9 protein-coding genes are annotated in these 14270 nt (G+C 70.3%); 6 read left to right on the top strand and 3 right to left on the bottom strand.

From position 1 onward, the window contains the following. Nucleotide 1 precedes the first annotated feature (1 nt). Complete coding sequence (locus ACV7JO_RS16835; RefSeq protein WP_470355822.1) at nucleotides 2–2476, top strand: efflux RND transporter permease subunit; 2475 nt, start codon at nucleotides 2–4, stop codon at nucleotides 2474–2476. Nucleotides 2477–2559: 83 nt separating this feature from the next. Here the strand turns inward: ACV7JO_RS16835 and ACV7JO_RS16830 are convergent, their stop codons facing one another. After that, on the bottom strand, nucleotides 2560–3960 hold the full coding sequence (locus tag ACV7JO_RS16830; RefSeq protein ID WP_470355821.1) for a hypothetical protein: 1401 nt from the start codon (nucleotides 3958–3960) through the stop codon (nucleotides 2560–2562). 104 nt (nucleotides 3961–4064) lie between these two features. On the opposite strand from ACV7JO_RS16830, the gene ACV7JO_RS16825 reads away from it, so the two are divergent. The 5 genes from ACV7JO_RS16825 (at nucleotide 4065) to ACV7JO_RS16805 (ending at nucleotide 11066) form a co-directional block, all read left to right on the top strand. Then, nucleotides 4065–5315, top strand: coding sequence for an outer membrane protein assembly factor BamB family protein (locus ACV7JO_RS16825; RefSeq protein WP_470355820.1), 1251 nt, complete (start codon nucleotides 4065–4067; stop codon nucleotides 5313–5315). Between the two features lie 187 nt (nucleotides 5316–5502). Then, nucleotides 5503–6945 (top strand): FG-GAP repeat protein, encoded by a 1443-nt coding sequence (locus ACV7JO_RS16820; RefSeq protein ID WP_470355819.1) that lies wholly within the window; start codon nucleotides 5503–5505, stop codon nucleotides 6943–6945. A gap of 124 nt (nucleotides 6946–7069) precedes the next feature. Then, nucleotides 7070–8287 carry a LolA family protein gene (locus ACV7JO_RS16815; RefSeq protein WP_470355818.1) on the top strand — a complete coding sequence of 406 codons (1218 nt, stop codon included), beginning with the start codon at nucleotides 7070–7072 and terminating at the stop codon, nucleotides 8285–8287. 182 nt (nucleotides 8288–8469) lie between these two features. Continuing rightward, nucleotides 8470–9087 (top strand): GAP family protein, encoded by a 618-nt coding sequence (locus ACV7JO_RS16810; protein WP_470355817.1) that lies wholly within the window; start codon nucleotides 8470–8472, stop codon nucleotides 9085–9087. Nucleotides 9088–9266: 179 nt separating this feature from the next. Further along, nucleotides 9267–11066 (top strand): ABC transporter ATP-binding protein, encoded by a 1800-nt coding sequence (locus tag ACV7JO_RS16805; RefSeq protein ID WP_470355816.1) that lies wholly within the window; start codon nucleotides 9267–9269, stop codon nucleotides 11064–11066. 108 nt (nucleotides 11067–11174) lie between these two features. On the opposite strand, the gene ACV7JO_RS16800 is transcribed toward ACV7JO_RS16805, so the two are convergent. Together ACV7JO_RS16800 and ACV7JO_RS16795 are read right to left on the bottom strand one after the other, a co-directional pair. Next, complete coding sequence (locus tag ACV7JO_RS16800) at nucleotides 11175–12998, bottom strand: asparagine synthase-related protein (protein WP_470355815.1); 1824 nt, start codon at nucleotides 12996–12998, stop codon at nucleotides 11175–11177. Nucleotides 12999–13156: 158 nt separating this feature from the next. After that, entirely contained in the window at nucleotides 13157–14113 is a 957-nt protein-coding gene (locus ACV7JO_RS16795) for a hypothetical protein (RefSeq protein WP_470355814.1), read from the bottom strand. Between the last annotated feature and the right edge of the window lie 157 nt (nucleotides 14114–14270).

Below are 14270 nucleotides of genomic sequence, written 5' to 3'. Positions count from 1 at the left end.
GATGGTAGACCACCAGCGGTACGTCGACGCCATCGACGACTGGATAGTCAACCGGGACAGGACAGTCGTCGCGCTGTTCCTCGTCGCCACACTCGTCCTCTCGGGTGGCTTCGGCATGACCGCGACCGACTCCGGGACCTCGCAGTTCACCGAGGGCGTGCCGGCACAGGAGGCGTTCGACGAGGTGAGCGACAACTTCGAACGCGAGCCGTTCGGGGAGGGGACCGGCAGCACGACGCTCATCCAGCGCGACCAGAACGTCCTCTCGCGGGACTCGATACTCGACATGCTGCGGGCGCAGAACCGCCTCGCCGCACACGAGTCACAGAACGTCGTCGGGACGAACAGCTTCGCACAGGTCGTCGCACAGACGCTGGACCCGCAGGCCGACACGCTCCCCGAACAGGTCGACGCCGTCGAGGCCGCCTCCCAGACCGAGGTCAAACGCGCCGCCCGAGCGACCCTCGAAGAACAACCCTCGACCGCGGGACTGCTCAGCAACGACCTGAACCGGCGGGCACCCTCGGCGTCCGCGACGCTGGCGACGGTCACCCACGAGGTGTCCGGCGTCTCGGACAGCGCCGGGACCTCCGGCACGTCGCCGCTGACGCCGATTCAACAGCGTGCGGCCTTCATCGTCGCCACCGTCGACGGCGACATCTCCGTCTTCGGCAGCGGGCTCATCTCGGCGGAGCTGAGCAGCGTCATCGCCGACTCGCTGACGCTCGTGATTCCCGCGGCGGTCGTCCTCATCCTGTTTTTCCTCGTGGTCGCCTACCGGGACCCGTTCGACCTGCTCATCGGGTTGGTCTGTCTCGGCATGGCTATCACGTGGACGTTCGGGTTCATGGGGTGGGCCGGCATCCCGTTCACCCAGATGCTCATCACCGTGCCGCCGCTGCTGTTGGCGGTGGGCATCGACTTCGGCATCCACGCCGTGAACCGGTACCGCGAGGAGCGCGTCGAGGGCCACGAACCGACGCCGGCGATGCGGACGGCGACCGACCAACTGCTCCCGGCCTTCTTCATCGTCACCGGGACCACCGTCCTCGGGTTCGCCGCGAACGGGACGAGCCAGCTCGCGCCCATCCGGGACCTCGGGCTCGTGGCGGCCGTCGGCATCCTCTTTACCTTCCTCATCTTCGGCATCTTCCTGCCGGCGCTGAAACACCTGTCCGACAGGTACCGCGAGCGGCTCGGACTGCCGTCGTTCAGCATCGCGCCGATAGGGTCGGAAGACTCGGCCACCGACCGGGTCCTGAGCGTCGGCGTCGACATCGCCCGACGCGGTCCGCACGTCTTCCTCGCGGTCGTCCTGATTTCGACGGCCGCCATGGGCGCGTACGGGACCGGCATCGACACCCGGTTCACCACCGAGGACTTCCTGCCGCCCGAGGACAACCCGGGCTACGTCGAAGCCCTGCCCGAGTCGGTCGCGCCCAGCGACTACACGGTCACGGAGCGCATCAACTTCCTCGAAGACTCCTTCGAGAGCAGCGACAGCGACTCGGTCACGATATACGTCGAGGGACAGCTCAGACGCGGGTCGGCGTTGGAGGAGATATATCGAGCGAACCAGAACCCGCCCGACTCCTTCGTCACGAGCGGGCGCAGCGCGGACGCGACGAGCATCCTCACCGTCATCGACCAGTACGAGCGGGCCTCGCCGGAGTTCCGTCGGTTGGTCGCACGGAACGACCGGAACGGGAACGGCGTCCCGGACCAGAATCTGGGCGTCATCTACGACGCACTGTTCGAGTCGCAGTACGGCGACCGCGCGGAGTCGTATCTGACCGACGACTACTCCAGCACACGTATCGTCTACTCGGTCAAGTCCGAGGCCAGCCAGCAGGCGGTGACCGAAGACACCAGAGCGGTCGCCGACGAGTTCCGGATGGACGCGACGGCGACCGGCAGCGTCGTGGTGCTGAAGGCGGTCTCCGACGTCATCGCCCAGTCGGCGTACGTCAGCCTCGCGCTGGCGATTCTCTCCTCGGCCGTCTTCCTGTTTTTCGTCTACTGGCTCCTCGAACGGCGGCCGGGACTAGGCGCGGCGAACCTGCTCCCGATACTGCTCACCATCGCGGCGCTGGCCGCGACGATGCGGTACCTCGACATCCCGTTCAACGTCCTCACCGGGACGACGCTCTCCATCGGTATCGGGCTGGGAATCGACTACTCGGCCCACCTCGTCCACCGGTTCTCCGAGGAGTACCGCGGCGAGACGGAGCTGCTGGAGGCGCTCGACGTGAGCGTCCGGGGGACCGGCGGCGCGCTGGCCGGCAGCATGCTGACGACGACCTCGGGGACCGGCGTGCTCGTCCTCGCGGTCATCCCCATCCTCGGACAGTTCGGCCTGCTCATCGCCCTCAGCGTCCTCTACTCGTTCCTGTCGTCGATACTGGTGTTGCCGACGGCCATCGTCGTCTGGGACGAGGCGGGCGCGCTGGTCCGGTCCGCACGCCGGCCCGCGTGAGGCCGGCGGCCGGACAGCACCTTCGAGCGTGAGTCTGCACGCCGCGAGCGCGGTGTCGCCCCGAACCGTCGGGCCGCGGGGCCTCACCCGACGACGACGGGCTGTGAGATAATCCACAGCGAGAGGACGGTGTAGCCGACCATCAGGGCGACCAGCGGGAGGTGGCCGCGGCGGACCGCCGTCGGCGAGTCGTACCGGGCCACGGCGGCGTAGTGCGCGGCGACCACGGCGACGACGTGGCCGAGGACGACGAGGGCGACCTGCGAGCCCCAGAAAGCCGGCAGCGAGAGCCACGCGAGGAGGTCCGGCGGCGCGACGCCCGGGCGGAGCCACTGCACGGAGACCGCGGCAACCTGTCCGACGTTCCGCACCACGTAGGGGTAGTTGTGGGCCACCTCGTAGACCGCCGCTATCGGGACCACCGTCGGGGCGAACCGGCGCGCGGCCGCCCGCCACTCGCCGCCGGCCCCCGTGCCGAGCCGCTCGGCCGCCCAACAGCCGGCCGCGAAGAGGCCGACGAAGCCCGCGAGGCCGGCGAGATACAGCAACACGCTCGTCTCGGCACCGGTCCCGAGCGCCGCCCGGGCCTCGAACAGCACCGTCTGGAACCCGCGGGTGTCGGTGAAGCCGTCGAAGCTCAGCGAGTACACCGTCGCCACGACGAAGGCGACGAGCGCGAGGCTGCGGACGGGGTCGAGACAGCCGGCCCACGGCGGGCGGACCGTGAGCGCGTACGCGCCGTCGTCGGTTCGCTCGACCCCGACGGCGGCGACGCGCCCGAACAGCCGGTAGAGGACGCCGAGCGGGTCGGCGCGCCGGAACCACGTCGGCCCGTAGAGGAGGGCCCCCGCCAGCATCGCCAGCGCGTACGCCGCGAGCAGAACGGTCGTCAGCCGCGGCGACTGCGGGATGACGGTCAGGTTCTCGACGATTCCCAACAGAACGACGAAGCCCGCGACGGCGGGCCACTCGCTCAGCGCGGCGGGGTAGCGCCCGAGCGCGGCGACGGTGCGCCCCTCCAGTCGGACGAGCAGCCGGTAGAGCGTGCGCCACGGTGACAGCAGCGCCCACGGCGTGCCGACGAGTACCGAGAGCAGGGCGAGCCCTCGGAACCAGACCGGCCACGTGAACACAGTAGCGAAGTTCTCCGCCGCGACCTGCCGGCCGGCGAACCCGGCCGCGAGCGCCGTGGCGACACCCGCGAGAAAGACGGCCTGCGCCAGCCGCCGGCCCGGCCGGGCCACGTCGGCCGGCACCGTCGCCAGCCGCCGCTCGGTCTTTGCCTCCGTCCGGTCCGTGACAGTCAGCCAAATCGCGGTCACCGCCACCGTGGCACCGGCTCCGGCGAGCAACAGCGGGAGCGGTAGCGGGGCGGCGAACCGCGACCCGCCGACATCGTGAGCGCTCGCCACACCGGGGCCGACGGCGAGCGCGGCCGGCACGAACGCGACCCGGGAGAACTGCGACAGGCGGCGACACTCCATCGGTCGAGGCTACAGAGTAGTGGCGGATAAGCGGCTGTGGTTCGTCCGTCGAACGCCGCGACGGGAAGCGCAGCCTTTTGCCACTCGACTGGCGAGTGGCGCGCATGCGCCGCCGAACGGCACTAGCGACGGCCGCCCTTCTGGCCCTGCTCGGGGGCGTCGTCGCCGTCGGCCTGAGCGGCGTCGCGTCCGGCGGGACGCTGGAGGAGGCGTGGGTCAGCGACACGCCCCGGGACAACGAGGTCAACCACCACGCCGTCGGCGTGGGTCCCGACGGCGACGTCGTCGTCGCACCGGTCGCGGAGGTGCCAAACAGCGACGTTCCAATCACCGACACCTCCTGTGCGCTGACTCGCCTCGCGCCGTCGAACGGCTCGGTGCTGTGGCGCACCGGCGTCCCGGCCGAGAGCTGTTTCACGCACGCGCTCACCGAACCGGTCGTGGAGGACGTCGACGGCGACGGCACGCTGGAGGTACTCACCGCGACCACGGAGGACGCCCTCGTCGCCTACGACGCCCGGACCGGCACGGAGGAGTGGCGAGCGCCGCTGACGACCTACGGCTACGGGCGGCCGACGGTCGCCGACGTCCTGCCGGCCCCGGGTCCGGAGGTCGTCGCCAGCGACATCGACGGTAACGTGGTGGTCGTCCACGGGAACGGAACCGTCGCGTGGCGGGTCGCGCTGAACGGGACAGTCTGGAACGACCCCATCGTCTGGGACGCCCCCATCGCGGCCGACGCCGACGGCGATGGGGCGACGGAGGTAGTCGTCGCCGGAAACCGCGGCGTGGCGGCGCTCTCGGCCGACGGCCGGGTCGAGTGGCTCCGGAACGGGTCGGCGACCTACGCCGCGGCGGCCAGAGCAGACGAAGACCCGGCACTGGAACTGTTTACCGCGTCCATCTCCGCCGTCCGCGCGCGCGACGGTTCCTCCGGGGCCGTGGAGTGGCGGCGCGAGTTCACGAACGCCCGCCTCCGGGACGCAGCCGACGGCGACGGCGACGGGGCGACCGAGGTCTACGTCGGCCGCGGCGGCGGGACCGTCCTCGCGCTCGACGCGACCACCGGCGCGACGGAGTGGGAGACCGAGATAGCCAGCAGCGACGGAACGACCGTCACCTCGCCCGCGCTGGGCGACGTGAACGGCGACGGCTCCCCCGAGGCGGTCGCCCTGACGGACGGGGGTGCCGTCGTGGTTCTCGACGGCGGGTCGGGCGCGGAACTGGCGCGGTACGAGCGCAACGTGCGCCTCTGGACGTTCGCCACGCTCGCGGACATCGACGACGACGGCCGCGCGGAGATACTCGTCCGCTACGGGGACGGCCGCGTCGTCGCGCTCGACTACGAGGCCTGAGACGGTCGTAACGGTCTCCCGGGCCGCGCCGACCCCGGCTCGCTCCGGAGCGAAGAGGCACCAGTTCGTGTGAGCCCCATCCCGGGACGACTGTCCGGGTCTCCAGCCGAGACCGAACGCGACGGTGCCGCGGACGGGGACAAGCCGCACCGCTACGCTTTTTGAAACGGGTCCGGACTGACCCGGCATGGAACGGAGCAGGCGGGACCTCCTGCAGGCAGTGGGGGCAGCCGCCGTCGCCGGGCTCGCGGGCTGTAACGTCGTCGGTTCGACGACCGAGACACCGACCGAGGACGGACGCGGGACGGCGGCCGGCACAGCGACGCGAACCCGGACGGCGACGCTCACCCCGACGGCGACCGGGACGGAAACGGCGACGCCGGAGCCCGAACCGTCGGGGAACGTGAAGCTGCTGCCCGACAGCGTCGAGAAGAACGACCGGATGGGCAACGACGTGGCCGTCTCCGGCGACGGGACGACGGCCGTCGTCGGTGCCGTGGGCGACGTGACGACGACGGACGACGACGGGCAGGCTTTCGTCTTCGAGTGGGACGGGCGCGAGTGGACCCAAGCGGCGAGTTTCGGCCCGGACGAGCGGGACGCGCCGGGCCTGTTCGGGCACTCGGTGGCGCTGTCGACCGACGGCGAGACGGCGCTGGTCGGCGTTCCGGCGGGCGCGCGGGCGGAGACGCTGCCGTCGGGCACGGTCTACGTGCTCCGGGCTGACGGCGGCGAGTGGACCCGCGAGGCGAGGCTCACGTCGGCGGCCGAGCGCCCGGCCGAGCGGTTCGGGCTCTCGGCGGCGCTGTCGGCCGACGGCGAGACGGCGCTGGTCGGCGCGAACCCGGCGACCGAAGAACGTCCGCACTTGTATCTCGACGGGGCCGCCCACGTCCTCGAACGCGCTGACGGGGAGTGGGCACACCGGACGCGTCTCACCGCCGCGGACAGCGACGCCGCCCACCGCTTCGGCATGACGGCGACGCTGTCGGCCGACGGCTCGACCGCCCTGCTGGGAGCCAGCAAGGAGTCGACCACGAACGGCGAGCAGGCCGGAGCGGCCTACGTGTTCGCGGACGACGGCGACAGCTGGAGCCAGCGGGCCAGACTCGTCCCCGAGGGCGGCGAGGAGTACGGGCAGTTCGGGAGCTCGCTGGCGCTGTCCGGCGACGGGACGACGGCGATGCTCGGCGACCAACTCGACGCCACCGCTGCCGGCGACGCCTCGGGGTCGGTGTCCGTCTTCGGTGCCGACGGCGGCGAGTGGACACAGCGGGACACCGTCGTCCCCGACAGCGTCGAGGGGGGCGACCGGTTCGGAGACGCCGTCGCCCTCACCGCCGACGGGACGCGGGCGCTCGTGGGCAGCGGTGGCGGCGGGACGTTCGAGGACTACAGCGTGGGGTCGGTTCACGTGCTCGAAGCCGACGACGGCGGCTGGACGCAGCGCGACCAGTACACGGTGTTCGGCGACCGGACGCTGAACGACTCCTTCGGGGCGTACCTCGACGTCTCCGCGGACGGAACGGTCGGTCTCGTCGGCGCGACGCGGGACGGCGTGCAAGGGTTGACCTCCGGGGCGGCGTACGTCCTCGACCTGTCCACCGACGGCCGAGACGGGGCGGAGTAGCGGGCGTCTCGGCCCGCCACGGGCGGCGGTGGACGGTCGCGGCGACGCCCCGTCGGTTCTGCAGCCGGCCTGATGGCGAACTTGTATATTCGAGCCATCACAATGGCCCGCCAGACAGCGAGTCATGGCTCCGACCACCGCTTCCGTCCGTTACGGCGTGTGCACCTGTCTGGCGCTGTTGTGTGTCCTGAGCGGGTGCAACACGGCCGTCTTCGCCCCCGACTCGGGAGCGCAACTACCGACGGAGTCGGAGGCGGCGGCGAGCCACGAGCGGTTGGAGACGGTCAGCGCGACGGTGACGACCGTCCGAGAGCGGAACAACCGGACGCGGACGACCGTCGTACAGCGACAGGCACGCGTCGACAGGTTCGCGTACCGGGAACGGGTGGTGTCGGTCGACCGCTCCGGCGGTGCGCGGGAGCCGTTCGTCCCGGCCGGCGGCATCGTCGTCGCCAACGGGTCCGAGATGGTCACCTACGACCCGGAGTCTGACCGCCTCCTCCGTATCTCGTTCTCCCCGAGCAACGGGTCCGCGACGACCCAGTACGCCCGACTGGTCGGTGCCGCGCGGTCCGGGGTGCCGGTCGCGACGCCGACCCCGGGCGTCGCGCCGCTGCCGGCAGTTCCGGGCGGTGACACGGACGCCGACGGAAACGCGACGGCGTACCGGGAGGGGAACGTCACCGTCGAGTACGCCGGCACGGCGACCGTCGACGGCCGGACGACCTACCGGCTGGAGCTGACGCCGGTGTCCGAGCGCATGTCGCTGGAGTCACAGACGCTCTGGCTGGACGCGGAGTATCTGCATCCGCTCAAGCGCCACACCGAACTCACCGCGAACGGCGACGACTACGCGTTCACCGTCACCTACCGGAACGTGACCTTCGACCCGACCTTCGAGCGGGGCCTGTTTAGCCTCGACGCCGACGAGTTCGGCCCGCGCGAGGAGACCGTTCGGATTGCGAACTACGACAGCCGGGCGGCGCTCGCGGCCGAGGCCACGGTGCCACTCCCGGAGCCGGTGGTCCCGTCGGGATACGAGTTCCGCGGCGGGAGCTACCGGGCGGCCGACCCGGCGCTGGCGACGCTCCGGTACGGCACCGCGGACCGCGACAGGGACCTCCGGGTGACGGTCGTCGGCGACGCGTGGAACGACACCGGTGCCGAACACACCGCGGCGGCGACCCGGGTGACGGTGGGGAACCGAACCGCCTATCTCACCCGGCGCGACGCCGTCCGGTCGGTCTCGTGGAGTACGGAGCGGCGGACGTACACCGTCAGCGGACCGGTAGACAACGAGACGCTGCTCGGCGTGGCCGAGTCGGTCGCCGGGACAGCGTAACCGCCCCGGAGCGCGACAGACTCGGGAACCATCCCGCCGATAATCGGTCACTAGTTATGAACATCGGTCGCGTACGTCCGGCAGACCATGGGACTCTCGGGCGTTTCCGCGGCGTCAGCTCGGCAGGACCGTCGCAAGTCGAGCGGGCGTCCGTCGGCGTCGACCGTCGGGTGCGGGCCACCATGAGCTTCCTTACGGTTCTCCCGCTCGCGGTCGTGATGGTCGCCGGGCCACAGCTTCTGAGCGCCATCTTCCTGGCGACGAGCGAAGAGTGGCGGCGCAACTCGGCCGCCTTCGTCGTCGGCGCGGCGGCGTCGATTTCGGGTATCGTCGCCGCCGCGTTTCTCCTCGGCTTCGGTGCCGTCGGCGCGGGACAGCCACGCACGGCGCTCGACGTCGCCGTCCTCGTCATCATCAGCGTCGCCATGGTCTACACCTTCCGGGACCGCAAGCAGTCCGACCCGCCGAAGTGGATGGGGCGGCTGGAGCGGGCCACGCCGCGGTTCTCGCTCCGCCTCGGCTTCCTGTTGCTTGGCTTCTTCCCGACCGATTTCATCACCTCCGTCACCGTCGGCTCCTACCTCGCCGGACAGGGCTCGCCGCTGACGGACGCGGTTCCGTTCGTGCTGGTGACGCTGCTGTTGCTGGCGCTGCCGTCGCTGGCCGTGGCGCTGTTGGGGAGCCGCGCGGAGTCCGCGCTCCCGAAGGTCCGGGACTGGATGAACGCGAACTCGTGGCTCGTCAGCGAGGCGGTGTTGCTCTTCTTCGCACTCCTCGTGCTGAACGGCCTCCGGGGGTAGGCACCGGCCCCCGAGACCGGACCACCAGCGCGTTCGTCGACCGGCACACGGCTCAGACACATCTGTTTGGGTAGCCTAAACAACAACGTTTCAGCTATTTTCGGGGCGAAATACCGAGATGAGTGGATTTATACGGCCGAACAAAGAGCAACGTTGTACGAACGACCCCTCGAACCACAATGCCAGAGACCGATACGCCGACCGCGACCCGCCGCGAGAAGCTCGATGCCCTTCGCAGTGTGCTCGACTACGACCCGCGACTGACGGGGCTTATCGTCGGCGTTGGCATGGTTGCGGCCGTGCTGGAGGGGGTGGGGCTGAGCTTCATCCTCCCTATCATCGAGCTGGTCCAGTCGGGTGGCGGGTCAGTCGAGGGAGGCAACGCCGAGCTGTTCGCGGCCCTCTACCGGGCGCTGAACGTGCCGCTGACGCTGGCGACGGCCGTCGCCGGCGTCGCGCTCGTGATGACCGTCCGCTTCGCGGCGAGTTTCCTCGTCGCGTGGCTCCGCGAGCGCCTCCGGATGTCCTACATCGAGTACCTCCAGACCACGGCGTTCTCGAACGCCTTCCGGGCGGAGATTACCTATCTGGACGAGACCGGGTCGGACGACGTTCTCAACGCGCTCATCACCCAGACCTACCACGCGGGGCAGGTCATCCGCCGACTCGTCCTGTTCATCGAGCAGACGTTTCTCGGCGTCGTCTACGGGCTCATCGCGCTGTTCATCTCGCCGTGGCTCACGCTGCTGACGGCCGCCGTCCTCGGCGGCGTGACGCTGCTGTTGCGCGGCGTCGTCGACCCGGAGGACGACCTCGGCGACCGCGTCGCCGACGCCAACGAGCAGCGACAGGCGGCCGCCCAAGCCGGCACGCAGGGGATGCGCGAGAGCCGGATATTCGGGCTCACCGGCGAGCTGTACGGCGACTTCGTCGACGCCGTCGAGCAGTACACGAGCGCCCGCGTCAAGCTGCGCCGCAATCAGGCCGCGATAAACAACGCCTACCAGCTGACCGTGGCCGTGTCGGTGTTCGTACTCATCTACATCTCGCTGACCTACGTCGAACTGACGCTGAGTTCGCTCGGCCTGTTCCTGTTCGCCATGTTCCGACTCGGGCCGAAGGCCAGCCGGGCCAACGAGCTGTACTACCGTATCGGGCAGGACCTGCCCCACCTCGTGCGGACCCGGAACTTCACGCGGGAACTGGCCGAGAACGCCGAACCCGACCGCGCCCGCCGCGAGGTTCCCGACCGGGTCGACTCGCTCACCTTCGACGACGTGAGCTTCGCCTACGACGCGGAGACGACCGTCCTCGACGGGGTCGACCTCTCGGCCGAGCGCGGGGAGTTCGTGGCCTTCGTCGGCCAGTCCGGTGCCGGCAAGTCGACGGTTGTCTCGCTGCTCGCGCGCATGCACGAACCGACCGGCGGCGAGATACGCGCCGACGGGGTCCCGATAGACGAGATGGACGTGACCGAGTGGCGCGACCGCGTCGCCGTCGTCGGTCAGGACCCCTACATCTTCGACGACACCCTCCGGTACAACCTCACCATCGCCGACCGCGACGCCGACCGGGAGGAGATAGAGCGAGTCTGTGCGATAGCGCGGGTGGACGAGTTCCTCGACGACCTGCCAAACGGGCTGGACACCCGCGTCGGCGACGACGGCGTCCGGCTCTCGGGCGGCCAGCAACAACGCGTCGCCATCGCCCGGGCGCTGCTCGACGACGCCGACGTGCTGTGTCTCGACGAAGCGACCAGCGACTTGGACGCGAACCTAGAACGGGAGGTCCAGCGCGGTATCGAGCGGATGGACCACGAGTACATCACCGTCACCGTCGCCCACCGGCTGTCGACCGTCGAGAACGCCGACCGCATCTATACCCTCGAAGACGGCCGGATATCGGAGGCCGGCGGTCACGACGAACTGCTGGAGAAAGAGGGAGAGTACGCCGACCTCTACGCGATGCAGCGTCGGTGAGCGGGGCTCGCCGCAGCGTCGGGAGGGGCCCACACAGTGTCGGCGAACCGGGTCCGGGTCGGTGTCCGAGCGTACCGACCGTGACCGGCGGGTCGGCCCCGCTCGACCTCAGGAATCGAGAATGCGCCCGGCGACCGGGCTCTCGAGTACCGTCGCGAGGCGGTAGAGTTCCTCGGCGGCGTCTATCTCGCCGGCGCGGTGTTGCCGGTAGGTCTCCTCGACGCCCGACCAGTCGACGCAGGACAGCGCCCGACCCCGCGACTCGTTGCGCTCCAGCGCGCGGCCGAGGAAGTCACTCGCCCGAACCACCTCGTTTTTGTCCTGCAGGGGGCCCTCCGTCCGGAACGACTCGGGCCCGCGCAGTTTGTCGAGTTGGTTCGTGACCCGGTTCCCGACGAGGTGGGCGACCCGGTGAGCGCCGACCGGAACGCCCGAGGAGGCGTGGCGGACGGCCGCCAGCGACGGGGCCAGCCGTTCCAGTGCGCGTCCGACCGGGTCGGCACGCAGCCGGTGTTTCAGCGGCATCGACAGGTGTAGGTCGATCAGCCGGCGGTCCAGCAGCGGCGTCCGGGTCGGGGCTATCTGTGCCGAGGCGAACATGTCGAAGCCGATGCCGTTCGTGACCGGGTAGAGATACGTGCTGAGCGAGAGCGCCCCGACGGACTCGTACGCGACGCCGTGGTCGTCGATGCGGTCCCCTCGGGTGGAGAGGTTCGCAGTCAGAATCGACTCGTAGGGAGGTGCGTCGACGAACGTGGTGTCTCGGGCCATCCCTCGACCGGCCAGCCAAGCGGCGTGGCCGTCGGTCGTCGTCGGCACGTCCGCGACGGGCGGCCACAGCGTGACGCCGAGCGGCAGCGACAGTTCCAGTTGCGGGACGGCCCACGCCCCGAACAGCACGTCGGAGTACAGCCCCGTAAACAGCGCGTCGTTCTCGGCGAGGGTGTCCGCGTAGCCGAGCATGTGTCCGGACTGGAAGGGCCCGAGGAATTCCTGAATCGGCGCTGCCCGCTCCAGTAGCGTCTCGTGGTAATCGACGCCGCGGTCGAGGCGCTCGAACCCCGCACCGACCGCTTCGGCCGCGTCCCTAGCGTACCGGGCCTCGCGGCTCCACCCGTCGGCCATGTGGTAGCAGTCGAACGTCGAACCACCGGCCCCCAGCACGGCCCGGGAGTCGCTCCCGCCGCTCAGCAGGAGGCCGTAGTCGCCGTCCGAGCGGGGAGTCCGGTCGGCGACCGCCGCCTCGAACCGCTCGGCGAGTTCGCCGACGAAGTACGACAGCGGCTTGTCGACGGGGTCGTACTCCGGGGTCCAGTAGTGGCGGCCGTCGAGGCGGTCGCGCTCGGGGTCGTACGACAGCAGCGTCGCGGGGGCGATCTGTTCGACCCCGTCGACGGGCGTCTTCGTGCCCTGTGTCCGTCGGGAGTAGAGGTACTCCGCGAGGTAGTCGTCGGCGAAAGACGGCTCGAACCCCGGGACCGCCGGCACCGTCTGGATACTCGTCGAGAAGGCCAGTGTCCCGTCGCCGTGTGCGTGATACAGCGGGCGCGCGCCGACGCGGTCGACGAAGAACGTCGCCGTCCCCTCGTCGGGTTCGTAGACCAGCCCGACGAACTCCCCGTCGAGCCGGTCGACGAACGCCGTCCCGTATTCGGCGTACTCCTCGGCGCAGACCCGCGCGGACTCGGTCGGGTCGACCCGTTGCCGCTCGCCGCGGTCGTCGGTGACGCCGACGACCTCGCCCCACGTCCAGACGAGGGTCCCGTCCTCGGTCTCGACCGGTTGCTCGCCCGCCGCGCCCTCGTGGAACGCCGAGCGGACGGCGATTCCCGCGTCGCGGTAGGTGCTGGTGCGCTCGTCGTCGACCGTCGGTGGAACCGTCTCGACAGCGACGGCGGCGTGTTCGCCGACGACGCCGGAGAGGCCGACCATCTACGACCGCCCGGCGCGACCCGCGCCCCGTTCGCTCCGTGTACAGCCCGTCCGATGCTCGTTGGTCATACCCCACCGGTACGTTTAGGTGGGACTAAAACTTTCGCTCCCGGGCCGCTCGGGGGCTACAGGGCGGCCGCGGGTTCGGGGGGCGACGCTCACAGCAGCGGGAAGACGGCGAACCAGAGCGTCCGCGCGAGCCCGGTGGCGAGGATCAGACACGTCGCGTAGGTCACGAACGCGAAGACGACCGCGGCGACCCGACCGCCACCGAGCGGTTCACCGCGGCCGCGGTGGTCCAGCCAGACGGCGGCAACCGCCACCGCGACGGCCGGGACGACGTAGAAGGCGACCGAGACCACGCTGAAGCGTATCCAACTGATCGGACCGAAGGGGAAACCGCCGCTCCCGAGCAGGCGGCCGAGTTCCCAGAACAGTCGGGGATACCCGAACCCGAAGACCGTCCCGGCCGTCACGACGAGCGTCGACAGCTCGCCGTCGCGGCCGGTCACTTGCCGGACTGCGGCAGGGTAGCCCGCGGCCGCGCTACCGGGGCGGCTCCACAGGTAGGCACCGAGTCCGAGGACGGACCCGGCGAACCCGCCGACCGTCGCGAGACCGGTAATGGGGTGGGCGGGTCGGCCCGCCACCAGCGCGGTGAGGCCCAGCACGAGCAACGCCGCGACGATAGCGCCCGAGAGGGGCGTCGCGACGCGTTCGGCCCCCGCCTCGACCCGCTTTCCGACGGTTCGCCAGAGGACACCGGTCCCGAGAGACTGCACGAGGAAGACACCGGACAGGAAGTACCACGGCTTGAAGCGGACGTGGCGGCAGGCGGCGAACGTCTCCCCGCACAGCACCGTCTCGAAGGCCCCGAAGGTGAAGAGCAACACCCCGAGCGTCGCGGCCAGCGCCGTTCGCGGACGCCCGCTCGTCGAGACCGTCGTGAGGATTCCGCCGACGAACGCACCGAGCATGAACGCGTGGACCTCCAACGGCTGGCTGAACAGCGTCCGGAACCAGCCGCCGAGACCCCGGGTCTGTACGAGCGGACCGAGGCCCCACGCTCGCACGGGGAACCCGCCCGGTCCGACGAGAGTCAACGGCAGAGACACGAGTCTACGTTATCGCCCGCTCGGGAAAATCTGTGGGGTCGACCCCGCCCGCGGCACGTGGCTTCCCGTTTCGTCGGCCGCGCTCGTCTCTCGTGACCCGCCCGAGAGTGTCCGAGACGCGTCGAAAACACAATTATTTTTAGGTTTCCCTAAATAA

It is taken from the genome of Haloarcula sp. MBLA0138 (genome assembly GCF_055632455.1).
Note: the sequence above shows the minus strand (reverse complement) of the source record. Positions and strands in the feature narration are given on the sequence as shown.